A 15,776-nucleotide genomic window follows, 5' to 3' on the forward strand; every position below is an offset into this window, starting at 1 on the left:
TGAATTATCGCCGTGTCGTTGCTTTGCCGGGCGGCGTGGACGAATTTGAACCGGTATCCAGCGGTGGCGGGAAGACCATCGCGAGCTAGCTGATCCTATCGGGTGGCGATGGCGCGGTTGATCGTGCGCTGTCCGAACACGCGCTCGATGCGGCCTGCGCTCTGGCAGGCCGCGCCATTGCGCTTCAGGCAGATCGCTCTGGCGTAAACCTGCCTCTAAAGGACGGGCTTGGCCCAACCACGCAAGGTCATGGCAACCTATCGGCATCTGAAGAACCGAGAAGCGGGGGGTGAGACCTGGTTACCAGTTTGAAAGCGGAAAACGGGAAGCCCCGGCGCACTGCGATTCCTAAAGACTCTGTTTCAACAGATGGAGTTGCCGAATGCAGCTGATAGAGGGCAAGGTCGCCATAATTACCGGGGCGAGTTCGGGAATAGGTCGCGCGGCGGCAACATTGTTTGCCGCAAGCGGCGCCGCCGTCGTTCTTGTCGCCCGTCGACAGGATCGCCTGGATCCATTGGTCGGTGAAATCGTCGAAGCCGGCGGACAGGCGATGGCTGTCGCGGGCGATGTCACGGACGAGCGCACACATCGTGAAGCAGTGACTGCCGCCCAATCCGCCTTTGGCGGCCTGGATATCGCGTTCAATAATGCCGGGACGGTTGGTGCGATGGTGCCGCTCGCGGAAATCGAACCGCAGCAATGGTCGGACGTGCTGGCGACAAATCTGACTGCCGCATTTCTGGGCGCGCGTGCGCAGATTCCGGCGATGCAGGCGCGGGGTGCGGGAACCTTGATCTTTACCGGCAGCTTCGTCGGCACCAGTGCCGGTTTGCCGGGAATGGCCGCATATGGCGCGGCGAAGGCGGGCCTTATGGGCCTGGTACGAGGGATAACGGCGGATTATGGCGCAATGCGAATTCGGGCCAACGCGCTTCTGCCCGGCGGTACGGCGACCGAGATGGCCGGCAATGCCGAACAACGCCAATGGGCTGCCGGCCTTCACGCCATGAAACGGATCGCAGAACCCGAGGAGATCGCGCAGGCGGCGCTCTTTCTGGCCAGTGATATGTCGAGCTTCGTCACAGGTTCGGCCTTGTGGGCCGATGGTGGAAACGCGGCGGTGAAGACTTGACCATGCGGTGATGGATGCAGGGACGCGCGGATTCAGGGACGCGCGGGAGGCGTGGCAAATCCCTAGCGGTTCCATTCCCAGGTGAAGCGGCCTTCATATCGGCTGGTCACCGGATTGCCGTCGGCATCCCTGGCGGGTTCGAATTGCGCCCGCTGCGGCAACAGGCGGCACGTGGTCACGTCGAGCCGCCATGAATCGGTCGGCTGAGAAATCGCGCAGCGCGTGACCTGACCATGGGCATCGACTTCCAGAACATAGCCCACCGTCCGCGCATCATCGAATGGCTCGACACCGCGCGGCATATCGGCGCTGCTGATCCACCGGTCGGCATGGATCGGCGTCGGAGCGGGCGGCGCCGCATGGTCCTGAAGTACAAACATCAGTCCGAGCGAAAGCAGCACGGTCACCTCCTCCATTTCCGATGTGGTTTGGGGTGAGCCTATGCGCTGGAACATCGTCTGCCAAGAACGCGACCGATTCGATCAGCGAAAATCGCTTGTCGGACGGCTTAAGCCCAAGCACAGTCCTGTAATCCGTTGTTTCTCCATTCGCGCTGATCGGGAGAGAGTTCATGCTGACGTTGCTTCTTCTGGCCGCCGCATTTCAGGACCATCCGAATTACGAAACGCCGAACTACGATGCGGTGGTGGCCGCGCCGGACAGCCACCAGATCCTGATGGAGGATGACAAGGTCCGCGTGCTGCGCGTGGTGATCCCGGCGGGCGAAACCGAGCCGGTGCATCTCCATTGCTGGCCCAGCATCATGTATTTCGAACAGCCGCAACCCATCACCTATATGACCTATCACCTGGAACAGGGTGCGCCGGTGATGACCGGGAGCGAGGACGCGCCGGCCATGCCGCCTGCGCTGACCGTGTCGATCGGGCCGGAAGGGCTGCATGCGATCCGGAATCGCGGGACCGAACCGTTCGTTGCGGTGCGGATGGAGTTCAAGGGCGAGCCGTGCAGCGCAGAGGATTTCGAAGAAAACTGAACGGCGCGGCGCCGCCGCCCGCCGTTACTGCCCGAAACCCGGTTCCGCCGCGCGAGTGAGCGCTTCGCGTGCGGCGGCGAGCAGGGCGCTGGCCTTGGCCTCGCATTCCCGCTGTTCATAGGCGGCGTCGCTGTCGGCGACGATGCCGGCGCCCGCCTGAACATGCATGGTGCCGTCCTTTACGACCGCAGTGCGCAGGACAATGCAGCTGTCCATCGATCCGTCGGGCGAAAAATAGCCGACGCCACCGGCATAGGCGCCGCGCGTTTCGGCCTCCAGCTCGGCGATGATCTGGCACGCGCGAACCTTTGGCGCGCCCGATACCGTGCCTGCCGGGAAGCCCGCGAACAGCGCGTCGAGTGCGTCGCGATCGTCGCGCAACTGCCCCACCACGTTCGACACGATGTGCATGACATGGCTGTAGAATTCGACGGTGTAGCGATCGGTGACAGTGACGCTGCCCGCCGATGCGACGCGCCCGACATCGTTGCGGCCAAGATCGAGCAGCATCAGATGTTCGGCGCATTCCTTGGGATCGGCGAGCAGGCTGGCGCGATTGGCGGCGTCTTCGGCGGCAGTCGCACCGCGCGGCCGGGTGCCGGCGATCGGGCGGATCGTGACTTCGCCGTCGCGCACGCGGACGAGAATTTCGGGGCTCGATCCGGTCAGAGCGAAGCCGGGCAGATCGAGATGATAGAGGAACGGGGAGGGATTCACGCGGCGCAGCGCGCGATAGAGTTCGAACGGCGGCAGCGCGAAGGGCGCAGTGAAACGCTGGGCCAGCACGACCTGAAAAATGTCGCCCGCCGCGATATATTCCTTCGCCGCAGCGACCATATCGGCATAGCGGCCCGGCGGCAGCACGGGTTCGAGTGCGATTTCGGGCGCTTCGTCGATCCGCACCGGGGCGGGCAGCGGCGTGCTGTGCAGCCGGGCGATGGTCGCGTCGATCCGGTCGTGCGCGGCGGCGATGGCTGCGTCATCGCTGCCCGATCTGGGCCAGACCGGGCTGACGACGAACAGCGCATCGGCAAGCCGATCGATTACCAGCAGCACCGTGGGCCGCACGAACATCATATCCGGAACGTCGATCGGATTGGCCGGCGGGCGGGGAAGTTTTTCCACCAGCCCGACGGTTTCATAGCCGAAATAGCCGACCAGACAGGCAAGCGCGCGCGGCAGTTGCGCGGGCACGTCCATCCGGCATTGCGCGACCAGATCGCGCAACGCGCCGAGCGCAGGCTGATCGCAGGGCGCAAATGCTTCGCGGTCGGTCAGCCAGTGCGGGTTGATCGCCGCATCATTGCCGGTCGCGCGAAACACCAGATCGGGGGCGAGCCCGATCAGGCTGTGGCGACCGCGTACCGATCCTCCCTCGACCGATTCGAGCAGGAAATCGCCGCGGCCCGGTTCGATCAGCTTGAGCGCTGCGGCGACCGGCGTTTCGGTGTCGGCGACGAGTCGCGTCCACAGCAGCGCCGGGCGCCCTGCCTTCAGCGCTTCGCGCGCGGCGCCGTCCCCTTCGTGCATCGGCCGATCAGTTACCCTGGCTGAGCAGGTCCTTGCGAACCCGGTCAATCACGTCCTGATTGCGCTTCACGCCCAGATCGCGCTGGATCGATGTGAGCAACTGTTGCGCGAATTCATCGCCGACGCCGCGTGCGATGCTGCCCCGCACGCCCTGGATGAGATCCTGCTGGCTACGCGGGTCATGCTGTTCGATCGCGTCGAGATAGACCACGAAATATCCCTGCCGCTGCGGTGCCTCGATCAGTCGCGCCTTTTTCGGCGTCATCGAGAAGAGCAATTCGATCTGCGGCGGAATCTGCTGTTGCTGCTGTTGCGCGCGGGCGAGCTCTGCACGCGAGACGTCGATATTTTCATAGCGATAGACCTTGCGCGTGGCATCGAGCGCGTCTTCGAAGGATTTGCCCTTGGCAACTGCCTCGACGACCTGCGCGGCGACTTCGCGCGCCTGGGCGACGCCCTTGTCGATACGATAGTCGCGGGCCACGGCATCGCGAATATCCTTGAGCGGGCGCGGCGTCGCGGCAACGACGCGTCCGACGGTCACGACTGCGAAATGCGTGTCGTCGATACCGACGATCTGGGGCTCGCCACCCACGTCCATCTGGAAACCGGCGCGCACGACCGGCGCGATCTGTGCGTCGGGTTCGGCATCGGGCTTGTCCGGATTGCGGCCATTGGCCAGCACCGGTTCGGTCGACTGCGCCTGAAGCTTGGTGTCGGAAAGCACTTCCTGGAACGTGCTGCCATCGGCGATCGAATCGCTGATCTGATCGCGAACGGCCACCAGTGCTTCGACCAGCTTCTTGTCGGCGACTTCCTTGGCAAGCGTGTCATGCGCCTGAGCGAGCGATTGGGCCGCGACCTGCTCCACCGACGTGACGCGAAGCACGTGCCAGCCGAGCGGCGACTGGACCGGGCCCACGACGCTGCCCTGTGCCGCGCCGAACGCGGCGTCGGCCACCGCAGGCGAGGTCTGTTCGGCGAATTCGGCCTTTTCGGTGTCGTCGAACGACGAGGGTTCCAGCCCGGCGGCGCGCGCGGCGGCGTCGATCGACTGGCCGCCCTTGACCGCATCGGCGAGCTTTTGCGCAGCCTGCTGATCGGCGACGATCACCTGATCGATGCTGCGCTTTTCGGTGGCGGCGAAACGATTGCCGGCAGCACGATAGGCCTGGGCGATTTCCGCCTCGGTCGGTTTGGTGCGATCGCCCAGCGTTTCGGGCGACACCATCGCGTAGCGGATCACCCGGCGTTCGGGGATCGTGTACTGCGCCTTGTGCTGCTCATAATATTGCGAAACCTGTTCGTCGGTCGGCGCCGCGCCGGGATCCATCGCGGCGGTCGGGATGAACGCGATCGCGCCCTTGCGTTCTTCGACCACCAATGCGGCATAGGGCATTGCCAGCGCGGTAGGCGCCTGCTGGGCGTTGGAGGCGGGGCCGACCAGCCAGTCGACATAGGTCGAGGAACGAAGATCCGCGCGCAGATCGCCTTCGGCAATGCGTTCGCGGGCGAGGATCGATTCATAGAGTTTCTGGTCGAACTTGCCGTCCGGACCCTGAAATGCGGTGTTGCTGGCCAGCATTCCGTCGATCACCCGATCGCCGACCATGATGCCGTTGGCGCGCGCGAATTGTTCGATCGCGGAGGAATTGACCAGCTGATCGAGCGCCTGCTCCAGCCCCCCGGCAGCCAGAAACTGTTCGACCGTCACGGTCTGTCCGCGACGACGCAGATTGTCGATGGCGATCTGGACGCGGTCCTTCAGCTCTTTCTCGGTAATGTTGCGATCGCCGACGCGCGCGACGACGGCGCCCGATCCGGTGCTGACACTGCGCATGCCGGTCACATCGCCTGCCGCAAATGCCAGCGCGATAATGCCGAGAACGAGGAACACCACGATCAGGCCGATGCGCGATTTGGTGATGTTTCGGAAAAAGCTGAGCATGAAAAGCCGTTCGATGGAGGGGGTGATCGCGACGCTTTAGGGCCCTGCGCGCCGCCCTTCAAGCTTGTGCAGGGGGCAGTCTTTGCTATCGCCGTCCCGATTGCAGGTAAGGGGAGATCCGCATGCGCCGCAAATTCGTCGCCGGCAACTGGAAGATGCACGGGCTGAAGGCCCAGCTCAAGGAAATCGAATCGATCGCGGCGACTGCCACCGCCAAGCCGGGCGTCGATGTGGCGATTTGCGTTCCCTTTACGTTGATCGCGCCGGCGGTTGCGGCCGTGCCGGGGTTCGCGATCGGTGCGCAGGACGTGCATGAAAGCGGCAGCGGCGCGCATACCGGCTGTATTTCGGCGGAAATGCTGAAGGAAGCGGGTGCGACCCTGGTGATCGTCGGCCATAGCGAACGGCGCGCCGACCAGCATGAAACCAGCCACGATGCCTGGGCCAAGGCGGCGGCGGCGCGCGCGGCGGGGCTGCATGTCATTCTGTGCTGCGGCGAAACCGAGGAAGAACGCGATGCCGGTGAAACCGACCGGGTGGTCGCCGCGCAGATCGCCGAGATACCGAGCGATGCAAGGGGCGACTGGCTGACCATCGCCTATGAACCGCGCTGGGCGATCGGCACCGGCAAGACGCCGACCGAAGCGGAAATCGCCGCGACTCACGGCGCGATCCGGGCGAAAGTGCAGGAACTGGCGGGAGCCGATGCCGCCGACACGATCCGTATCCTTTATGGCGGGTCGATGAACCCGGCCAACGCCGCCGCGATCCTGGCGCTTTCGGATGTCGATGGCGGTCTGGTCGGCGGAGCGAGCCTGACCGCGGAGAAATTCGTGCCGATCATCGAGGCGGCGGCGGGGTGACGGCGCGGCGCGCGCGTTGCCGCTGCGGCGCGGTTGTCGCAACCTGCGCCGGCGAGCCGATCCGCGTTTCCGTCTGTCATTGCAGCGATTGCAAGCGCCGCAGCGGCAGCGCCTTTGCCGCGCAGGTGCGTTTCCCCGATGATGCCGTGACGATCGAAGGCGTGACGCGCGAATGGTCGTGCGTCGGCGAAAGTGGCAGCCGCTTCACGCATCGTTTCTGTGACTGTTGCGGCGTGGCGATCGCCTATCGGGTCGATGCGATGCCGGGGGTAACGGCATTGCCGATCGGCCTGTTCGACGGTCCCGGCACCTTGCCGATCCCCGAATATTCGGTGTTCGAAGGACGCAAGCTAGACTGGGTCGCGATCACCGGGCCGGTCGCGCATTTCGACTGAAGCGCCTCGCGCCTTCCCTCCGGAGAGGGAAGGCGCGGTCGTTCGTCAGTTGGCGTAGCGGTCCTTGAGCATCTTGTAGGTGGCGCGGACGCTGACTGCGTCGGCGCCCTTGGGGCGGCCGGGCTTGTTGGCCTGGCGCCAGCAGAAGATGTCGTGATGCGCCCAGGCGATGCCTTCGGGCACGAAGCGGCGCAGGAACAGCGCCGCAGTGATCGCACCGCCGAACGGCGTGCCTTCGGCTGCATTCACCATGTCGGCGACATCGGATTTGAGCATTTCGTCATAGGGATCCCAGAGCGGCATGCGCCATGCGGGATCGGCTTCGCTGTTCGCTGCAGCGAGCAGGTCGGTCGCCAGCGCCTCGTCATTGGCGAACAGACCGGTGAGGTCAGCGCCCAGCGCGACACGCGCCGCGCCGGTCAGCGTTGCGAAATCGAGCAGCAATTCGGGATTGGCTTCGCCCGCCTTGACGATCGCATCGCCCAGGATCAGTCGGCCTTCGGCATCGGTATTGCTGTTTTCGACCGTCAGCCCCTTGCGCGTGCGCAGCACGTCACCCGGGCGGAACGCTTCGCCCGACACCGAATTTTCGACCGCGGGGACGAGCATGTGAAGCCGGACCGGGAGCTTGCCACCCATGATCAGGTCGGCGAGCGCCAGCACCGTTGCCGCACCGCCCATATCCTTTTTCATCAGCCGCATGCCCGAAGCAGGCTTGATGTCGAGACCGCCCGAATCGAAGCACACGCCCTTGCCGACCAAAGCGACGCGCGGGTGGCTTTCATCGCCCCATTCGATTTCGATCAGGCGCGGTTCGCGACCCTTGCCGGCGGCTTTGCCGACCGCGTGGATCATCGGATAGCCTTTTTCGATTCCGTCGCCGCGCGTGACCGTCAGTTTGGCGCCATGTTTCTTCGCCAGCGTTTCGGCGACCGATTCGAGCTGTGCCGGGCCCATATCGTCGGCGCCGGTATTGACCATATCGCGCAGCAGGAACGTCGCTTCGGCAAGGCGGAGCGTTTCGGGAATCGATGCCGCTTCGCCGGTCAGCAGGACGCGTGGGCCGGTCGCGGGCTTGTCGGAGGTCTTGTACTTGTCGAAACGATATTGCGCGGTCAGCCAGCCATAGCCGGAGGGGCCGGGCTCGCGCCCTTCGACGCGATACGTCCCTTCGGGCAGCGTTTCCGCCAGCTTGGCAAGGCACCAGGGCGACAGCTTGTCGACATTGGCGACCACCGTGACGACCGACCAGTCTTCGGGGCCGTCGCCGGGCAGGATCGCGCTGGCATAGCCGGTAGGCTTCAGCTTCTGCGCGGCGGCAGCGGCGCGGGCCCGCGGCGGTTGCCCGGAGAGCCATGCGTCGAACCCCTTGGGATCGACCAGGTGGATGGTGCGGGCGGATTGGCCGCGATCGGCCTGAAGCAGCGACGAGAGATCAGTCATGCCGCGCTATCTAGGACGCCCGACAGGCTTCGCCTAGTGGCGAAGTGGCAAGCGCGGCGATGCCGCATGCGCGATGGTTAAAAAATTCCTCGGGACACCATGGAACGATCTGCGCGAGCGGCCTGTTTCCGCATTGCCTGAAGCCGCGACGCGCCGAACTGGCCGCGCGACACGCTGAGGAGACAGAGACATGAGCGACGAACGCGCGGAAGCTCCGGAGATGTACCCGGTGATCGAGGAGCATTCTCCTGTGCCGCGCGGCCCGACCATCGTCGCGATCATCGTCGGGGCAATATTGGCGCTGATCGGGCTGACATTGGTCGGCGGTGGCGCCTGGCTCGCCGTGCTGGGCGGATCGATTTATTATCTGCTGGCGGGCGCGGGATTGCTCTTTGCCGGTGTGCAGCTCATTCGCGGCAAGCTGATCGGCGGCTGGGTCTATGTCGCGATCGTCGCGCTGACCTTTATCTGGGCATGGTGGGAAGTCGGTGCCGATCCCTGGGGTCAGGTGCCGCGCATCATCGCGCCGGTGGTGCTGATGCTGTTGGTCCTGCCGGCGATGGCGACGCTTTCGACGCGCGACGGGCGGTGGAAATTCGCATTGGGCGGAGTCGCTGCGGTGCTGGTCCTGACCGTCGTCAATTTCTGGGTGGCGTCGGCGAATGCGCCTGCCACGATGTTCGCGCAGATCCCGGCCCCGACCGCATCGGCGATGGGCGAAACCGGGCCGATGAAGGTCGGCGCCGACTGGCCGGTCTATGGCGGCACGGCGAGCGCGCGACGTTATTCGCCGTTGCAGCAGATCAATGCCGAGAATGTCGGCAGCCTGAAGCGGGCCTGGGTCGCGCATACCGGCGACTTGCCCAAAACGGCCTTTGCCGAGGGCAAATACGGCGCGGAAACGACGCCGATCAAGGTCGGCGACACGCTCTATCTTTGCTCGGCGACCAATATCCTGATCGCGCTCGATCCGACGACGGGCAAGGAGAAATGGCGCTATGACCCCCAGGTTCCCGATGCCTGGATTCCCTATACTGCGGCGTGCCGCGGGGTCGTTTATTATGACACGCGCATCGGCAATGGCGGCACCGCGCCGCCTTCGCCCGCAAACCGGCCGGCTGCGCCTGCCGATGACTGTGTGACGCGGATCATCGAAGGCACGCTCGACGGACGGGTGATTGCGGTCGATGCGACCACCGGCAAGCCGTGTTCGGGATTCGGCACGAACGGTCAGGTCGACATCAAAAAGGGAATGGGTGAAGTCGTCCCCGGCATGGTGGCGATTTCGGCGCCGCCGACCATCGTCGATGGCGTGATCGTCGTCGGGCATCAGGTGCTCGACGGGCAAAAGCTGGAAGCGCCGTCGGGCGTCATCCACGGCTATGACGCGGTAACCGGCGAACTGCGCTGGGCGTGGGACATGATGAATCCCGACTGGACCGGTTTGCCGCCCGAAGGCCAGAGTTTTGCGCGCGGAACGCCCAATATGTGGACGACCGCATCGGGCGACGATCAGCTGGGGCTCGTCTATCTGCCGATGGGCAATGCCTCGGTCGATTACTGGAGCACCGATCGCAAGCCCCAGGAGAAATTCTTCGCTTCGTCGCTGGTCGCGGTCGATGTGAAGACCGGCAAGCCGCGCTGGCGGTTTCAGACGTCGCGCAACGATGTGTGGGATTATGATCTGGGTGCGCAGGCGACATTGATCGACTGGCCGACTGGCAACGGGACCGAGCCCGCGCTGATCCTGCCGTCGAAACAGGGCGACCTGTATGTGCTCGATCGCAGGACCGGCCGCCCGCTGACGCAGGTCGGCGAGTTGAAGGCGCCGCAGGGCGGGGTAGAGCCCGACCAGCGTGCGGCGACGCAGCCGGTGTCGCTGTGGCATACTCTGCGTAAGCCCGACCTGACCGAGCGCGATATGTGGGGCATGTCGCCGATCGACCAGATGGTCTGCCGCATCCAGTTTCGCCGGGCGAGCTATGAGGGCTTTTACACTGCCCCGACCGCCGACCGTCGCTGGATCGAATATCCCGGCTATAATGGCGGAACCGACTGGGGCGGCATCGCCGTCGACCCGGCGCGCGGCGTGATCATCGCCAATTATAACGACATGCCGAACTATAACCGGCTGGTGCCGCGTGCCGAAGCCGATGCCAAGGGCTGGAAACCGCGCGAACCGGGTGACGCCGCAAAGGCCGATGCCGCCGCTGCGCGAGGCGGCAATATGGGCGGCCATGCCGAAGGCGCCGGCGACCCGCAGGCAGGCGCGCCCTATGCCATCGACGTCAATGCCGGCTGGCGGCTGCCCTTTACCGGCCTGCTGTGCAAGGAGCCTCCCTATGGCGGCATCCGCGCGATCGACATGCGCACCGGCAAGACCTTGTGGGATCGTCCGCTCGGCACCGCGCGCAAGAACGGGCCGTTCGGCATCCCCAGCTATCTGCCGATCTCGATCGGGACGCCGAACAATGGCGGGTCGGTGGTGACGGCGGGCGGGCTGATCTTTGTCGCTGCGGCGACCGATGACCTGATCCGTGCGATCGACATCCGTACCGGCAAGACGGTGTGGCAGGACGTGTTGCCGGCCGGGGGGCAGGCAACGCCGATGACCTATGAAGTCGATGGTCGCCAATATCTGGTGATCATGGCCGGCGGGCATCATTTCATGGAGACGCCGATCGGCGACTCGCTCGTCGCCTATGCCCTGCCGCAATAAACCGGGCTGACGGCCAAGTGACTTGTCGCCGCGCCTTTGCCACAAGGCGCGGCGATTTGTTGTTCGGAGAGAGAAAATGGTTTTCGAGCCGCCTTATGTTGCCGATGCCGATCGCTATGACGGGCGGATGCCGTATCGGCGATGCGGGCGCAGCGGGCTGAAACTGCCGGCGATCAGCCTGGGGCTGTGGCAGAATTTCGGTGGGGTCGATATGTTCGAAACCGGCCGCGCGATGCTGCGCCGCGCCTTTGATCGCGGCGTCACCCATTTCGATCTCGCGAACAATTATGGCCCGCCCTATGGCTCGGCGGAGGAGAATTTCGGGCGCGTACTGGCCAGGGACTTTGCCGGCCATCGCGACGAACTGATCGTCTCGACCAAGGCGGGGTGGGACATGTGGCCCGGCCCCTATGGCGATGTCGGCGGCAGCAGGAAATATGTGATCGCCAGCTGCGATCAGAGCCTCAAGCGGATGGGGCTCGATTATGTCGATATCTTCTATTCGCACCGCGTCGATCCCGAAACGCCGCTTGAGGAGACGATGGGCGCGCTCGCGCAGATCCATGCACAGGGCAAGGCGCTCTATATCGGCATCTCGTCGCATTCGCCCGAATTGACGCGCAGGGCTGCGGCGATCCTGACCGAATATAAAGTGCCGTTGCTGATCCATCAGCCCAGCTATTCGATGCTCAATCGCTGGGTCGAGCGCGGGCTGCTCGATACGCTCGGCGATCTTGGCGTCGGCTGCATTGCCTTTTCGCCGCTGGCGCAGGGGATGCTGACCGACAAATATCTCGATGGCGTTCCGGCGGAAGCACGCGCGGCGAAGCAGGGGTCGCTGTCGCGATCGCTGTTGAGCGCGGAAAATATCGATCGCGTGCGCAAGTTGCGCGAAATCGCGCGCGGACGCGGCCAGACGATGGCGCAGATGGCGATATCCTGGGTGTTGCGCGACCCGCGCGTCACTTCGGCGCTGATCGGCGCGCGCACGGTGGCGCAGCTCGACGACAGCCTCGATGCAGTCAAGCGGCTCGATTTCAGCGATGATGAACTGGCGGCGATCGATCGCCATGCCGTCGATGGCGGGATCGATCTGTGGGACATATCGTCGCAGATCACCGAACAGCCCGCGCCGGGCGGGCGGCCGCTGAACAGCTAGGTCAGGTGGCGAGCCCGATCGCGGCCAGGATCCTTGGAGCCCGGGCCTTGCCGGTTGAAAGCCGGTGCCGGGCAATCGCCGATGCGCGTCAGCCCTGCGGAACCTCGCGCCATTCGCCCGGCGCGATGTCGTCGAGCGACCAGTCGCCGATGCTCCAGCGGACGAGGCGCAGCGTCGGCAGGCCGACCGCTGCGGTCATGCGCCGCACCTGGCGGTTGCGGCCCTCGCGGATGGTGAGGCGCAGCCAGCTGTCGGGCACCGTCTTGCGAAACCGCACCGGTGGGTTGCGTGGCCACAGGTCGGGCGGGTCGATTGCCTCGACCTGCGCACGGCGTGTGACGCCGTCCTTGAGCGCGACGCCGTTGCGCAGCGTTTCGAGTGCCGCGTCGTCGGCTATGCCCTCGACCTGTACCAGATAGGTCTTGGCGAGCTTGAATTTCGGATCGGCGATGCGCGCCTGCAGCCGTCCGTCATCGGTCAGCGCGAGCAGCCCTTCGCTGTCGCGGTCGAGCCGCCCGGCGGGATAGACGCCGGGCAGGTCGATGAAATCCGACAAAGTCGCGCGCGGCGTATCGGTGCCGCGATCGGTGAACTGGCACAGCACGTCATAGGGCTTGTTGAACAGGATCAGCCGAGTCATCGCGGCGGGCTCGCCGACGCATGTTGCCGGAATGCCGGCATCAAAGCCCTGCTATTCGCGCCAGCACCACCGGTGCCCAGGCCTTCCATGTGAAGAAGAACGTGCCGAGGGCAACGAAGATCGTCGCGATCGAAAGCACTCCGGCGGCGGCGAATTGTGCCGTCGCGGAAGCGGTTGTGCGGCGCGCGCGAATGAACATCTCGGCGACGATCAGGTTGGGAACGAAGAACCAATAGAGCATGAACAGGTCGAACGGTCCGTCAAACTGTGGCGTACGCCCGGTGCGGCCCGCGAACAGCATCCAGAAGCCATAGTCCATGCGATAGAGCCACGATCCGATCGCAAGCGCGAACAGGCGGATTGCCCAGGCGCGATGTATTTCCAGCCGGCGCGCAACCGCAAACCGCACCGTCTGCGCTGCGGCCACGACCATCAACAGGCCATAGATCGCGAAAGCGACATCCATCGCCGTTCCGCCGATCGTCCCCTTGCCCAGGATATAGACGGTGCCGCCCAGCCCGGTGACGACGGCGGCACTGGCATAGACCCAGCCGGTCCAGCGATGGACGCGCGGCCAACGCGTCCGAATGGACGTGAAAAGCTGAATGGGTCCGAGCAACAGCAACACGGCGCCCAGCGCGAAATGCAGCCCCATGCCGATGTTCGCGGCCAGCGACCGACGCGCATAGAGGCGGGGAAACAAGTCGTTCCAGTCCCCGGCATGCCCGGTTACCGCCGCGCCGACATATCCAGCGAGGATATAGGCCGCGAACAGAGCCGCGCTGATCCACACCGTCGCGACGAACGTGCGAACCGACCAGCGCAGCGCTGGAGCTGTGCGATCCGGCTGTGGTGCAGCTGGCGGAAGCTCGAAATTCGCGGTCGCGATATGCGTCGACATGGCTCCCCCCGGTGCGATCCTATCGGTTTAGCGTAACGGGGGCTCCGTACAAGTCGTGTTCGTCGGCTTCCTCGACCATGACGCGGACGATCTGGCCCTGCGCCAGATGCCCGGCGTCGCGCAGGAAAACCTGTCCGTCGATTTCCGGGGCATCGGCCTGGCTGCGCGCATTGGCGCCGCCGTCTTCATCGACTTCATCGATAATGACGTCGATCTCGCGACCGACCTTTGCGGCGAGTTTCGCGGCGCTGATCGCTGCGGTCTTTTCCATGATCCGGGCGTAGCGCGCTTCCTTGACTTCCTCGGGCACCGGATCGGGCAGGGCGTTGGCCGCCGCGCCTTCGACCGGTTCGAAGCGGAACGCGCCGACGCGATCGAGCTGTGCTTCGTCGAGCCAGTCGAGCAGATACTGGAAATCCTCCTCGGTCTCTCCGGGAAAGCCGACGACGAAGGTCGAGCGGATGGTGAGATCGGGTGCGATTTCCCGCCATGCCTTCAGCCGTTCGAGCACCTTTGCTTCGTTGGCCGGGCGCTTCATCGCCTTCAGCACATTGCGGCTGGCATGCTGGAACGGAATGTCGAGATAGGGGAGGATCAGCCCCTCGGCCATCAGCGGGATGACCTGATCGACATGGGGGTAGGGATAGACATAGTGGAGCCGCACCCAGGGCGCGATCTTGCCGAGTTCGCGGGCAAGATCGGTCATGTGCGGGACGATTTCCTCGCCCTTCCACATGCGCGGCTGTTTGCGGATATCGACGCCATAGGCGCTGGTATCCTGGCTGATCACCAGCAATTCCTGCGTTCCCGCCTCGACCAGCTTTTCGGCTTCGCGCAGGATCGCGTCGGGGCGCCGGCTGACCAGATCGCCGCGCAGTTGCGGGATGATGCAAAAGGCGCAGCGATGATTGCAGCCCTCTGAAATCTTCAGATAGCTGTAATGGCGCGGGGTGAGCTTGAGCCCCGCTTCGGGCACCAGATCGACAAAGGGCGAGGGCGTGGCGGGCGCCGCCTCATGCACCGCCGACACGACCTGCTCATATTGATGCGCGCCGGTGATCGCGAGGACGTTGGGGAAGCGCTCGCGGATCTTGTCGGCTTCGTCGCCCATGCAGCCGGTGACGATGACGCGGCCATTTTCGCTGATCGCCTCGCCAATCGCTTCGAGGCTTTCTTCCTTGGCGCTGTCGAGAAAGCCGCACGTATTGACCAGCACGACATCGGCGCCCGCATAATCGGGCGACAGGCCATAGCCGTCGCTGCGCAGCTTGGTCAGGATACGCTCGCTGTCGACCAGATTCTTGGGACAGCCGAGCGACACCATTCCCACCTTGGGGGATTCGGGGATTTTGGTTGCCATGATTGGCGCGCGACATAGGGATTTGCGACGCGTTTGAACAGATGCCGTCGGATCGGCGCTGTGCGTTCCCGCATTTGATAATGCGCAAGGCGAAACGGACTTTTCGTGGCTAGGCGCGTTGTAAGGGCATCGTACCGCAAGCTGGAGATTTCGAAATGAGCCTTCCCGTCGAAACGCCGCTCCACCACAATGTTGCGCTGAAGACGCGCACCGGGCTGGTGATCGATGTGCGTGCGGCGACCGAAGCCGATGAAGCGGCGCTGGAAACCTTGTTCGAATCGGTTTCGCCGGACGATCGCCGGTTTCGCTTTCTGTCGGCGCGCGATCATATCGGGCGCGACCAGCTGGTGGCGATGACGCGCGTGGACCATTGGCGCACCGAGAGTTTCCTTGTGTTCGACAAGGCGACCGACGAGCTGATCGCGACGGCGATGCTCGCTTGCGACAATGCGATGGATACTGCCGAAGTCGCGATTTCCATCCGTTCGGACCGCAAGGGACAGGGTATCGGCTGGACGATGCTGGCGTTCCTTGTCGAGGAAGCGATGCGGCGCGGCGTCAAGCGGCTGTTGTCGATCGAGGCGCGCGAAAATCACTCGGCGATCGAGCTGGAGCGCGAAATGGGCTTTACGGCGCGAGTCGACAATGACGATCCGACGCTGATGGTGCTCGAAGCGCGGTTCTGAACC

14 protein-coding genes are annotated in these 15,776 nt (G+C 64.6%); 7 read left to right on the forward strand and 7 right to left on the reverse strand.

The features are described from left to right. The first annotated feature begins 382 nt into the window (after positions 1 to 382). On the forward strand, positions 383 to 1,135 hold the full coding sequence (locus DKB74_RS03825; RefSeq protein WP_109806741.1) for an SDR family oxidoreductase: 753 nt from the start codon (positions 383 to 385) through the stop codon (positions 1,133 to 1,135). A gap of 62 nt (positions 1,136 to 1,197) precedes the next feature. Here DKB74_RS03825 and DKB74_RS03830 read toward each other — a convergent pair whose 3' ends face one another. Continuing rightward, on the reverse strand, positions 1,198 to 1,536 hold the full coding sequence (locus DKB74_RS03830; RefSeq protein ID WP_161956788.1) for an energy transducer TonB: 339 nt from the start codon (positions 1,534 to 1,536) through the stop codon (positions 1,198 to 1,200). 170 nt (positions 1,537 to 1,706) lie between these two features. Between DKB74_RS03830 and DKB74_RS03835 the strand changes: the two genes are divergently transcribed. Next, positions 1,707 to 2,129, forward strand: a complete 423-nt coding sequence (locus DKB74_RS03835) for a hypothetical protein (RefSeq protein ID WP_109806743.1) — start codon at positions 1,707 to 1,709, stop codon at positions 2,127 to 2,129. 24 nt (positions 2,130 to 2,153) lie between these two features. Here the strand turns inward: DKB74_RS03835 and trpE are convergent, their stop codons facing one another. Beyond that, entirely contained in the window at positions 2,154 to 3,659 is a 1,506-nt protein-coding gene (gene trpE, locus DKB74_RS03840) for an anthranilate synthase component I (RefSeq protein WP_109806744.1), read from the reverse strand. Positions 3,660 to 3,666: 7 nt separating this feature from the next. Beyond that, positions 3,667 to 5,607, reverse strand: a complete 1,941-nt coding sequence (locus DKB74_RS03845) for a peptidylprolyl isomerase (protein ID WP_109806745.1) — start codon at positions 5,605 to 5,607, stop codon at positions 3,667 to 3,669. Between the two features lie 122 nt (positions 5,608 to 5,729). Between DKB74_RS03845 and tpiA the strand changes: the two genes are divergently transcribed. Continuing rightward, a complete protein-coding gene (gene tpiA / locus DKB74_RS03850; RefSeq protein WP_109806746.1) occupies positions 5,730 to 6,470 on the forward strand; it encodes a triose-phosphate isomerase in 741 nt (246 codons plus the stop codon). Then, positions 6,467 to 6,865, forward strand: coding sequence for a GFA family protein (locus DKB74_RS03855; protein WP_109806747.1), 399 nt, complete (start codon positions 6,467 to 6,469; stop codon positions 6,863 to 6,865). Before tpiA ends, DKB74_RS03855 begins: the two co-directional genes overlap by 4 nt. 45 nt (positions 6,866 to 6,910) lie before the next feature. On the opposite strand, the gene DKB74_RS03860 is transcribed toward DKB74_RS03855, so the two are convergent. Further along, a complete protein-coding gene (locus DKB74_RS03860; RefSeq protein WP_109806748.1) occupies positions 6,911 to 8,308 on the reverse strand; it encodes a leucyl aminopeptidase family protein in 1,398 nt (465 codons plus the stop codon). A gap of 220 nt (positions 8,309 to 8,528) precedes the next feature. On the opposite strand from DKB74_RS03860, the gene DKB74_RS03865 reads away from it, so the two are divergent. Both DKB74_RS03865 and mgrA read left to right on the forward strand, forming a co-directional pair. Continuing rightward, entirely contained in the window at positions 8,529 to 11,027 is a 2,499-nt protein-coding gene (locus DKB74_RS03865; RefSeq protein WP_109806749.1) for a membrane-bound PQQ-dependent dehydrogenase, glucose/quinate/shikimate family, read from the forward strand. A 76-nt stretch (positions 11,028 to 11,103) separates the two neighbouring features. Beyond that, positions 11,104 to 12,186 (forward strand): L-glyceraldehyde 3-phosphate reductase, encoded by a 1,083-nt coding sequence (mgrA, locus tag DKB74_RS03870; protein WP_109806750.1) that lies wholly within the window; start codon positions 11,104 to 11,106, stop codon positions 12,184 to 12,186. A gap of 88 nt (positions 12,187 to 12,274) precedes the next feature. On the opposite strand, the gene DKB74_RS03875 is transcribed toward mgrA, so the two are convergent. The 3 genes from DKB74_RS03875 to rimO are packed head-to-tail and all read right to left on the reverse strand — an operon-like array spanning position 12,275 to position 15,087. Continuing rightward, entirely contained in the window at positions 12,275 to 12,826 is a 552-nt protein-coding gene (locus DKB74_RS03875) for a pseudouridine synthase (protein WP_109806751.1), read from the reverse strand. 40 nt (positions 12,827 to 12,866) lie between these two features. Then, a complete protein-coding gene (locus DKB74_RS03880; RefSeq protein ID WP_109806752.1) occupies positions 12,867 to 13,727 on the reverse strand; it encodes a DUF2306 domain-containing protein in 861 nt (286 codons plus the stop codon). A gap of 19 nt (positions 13,728 to 13,746) precedes the next feature. Next, positions 13,747 to 15,087 (reverse strand): 30S ribosomal protein S12 methylthiotransferase RimO, encoded by a 1,341-nt coding sequence (rimO, locus tag DKB74_RS03885; RefSeq protein ID WP_109806753.1) that lies wholly within the window; start codon positions 15,085 to 15,087, stop codon positions 13,747 to 13,749. Between the two features lie 155 nt (positions 15,088 to 15,242). Between rimO and DKB74_RS03890 the strand changes: the two genes are divergently transcribed. Continuing rightward, positions 15,243 to 15,773, forward strand: coding sequence for a GNAT family N-acetyltransferase (locus DKB74_RS03890; protein ID WP_109806754.1), 531 nt, complete (start codon positions 15,243 to 15,245; stop codon positions 15,771 to 15,773). Positions 15,774 to 15,776: the final 3 nt, after the last annotated feature.

This window comes from Stakelama portus, assembly GCF_003171655.1.
Classification (GTDB): Bacteria; Pseudomonadota; Alphaproteobacteria; order Sphingomonadales; family Sphingomonadaceae; genus Sphingomonas; species Sphingomonas portus.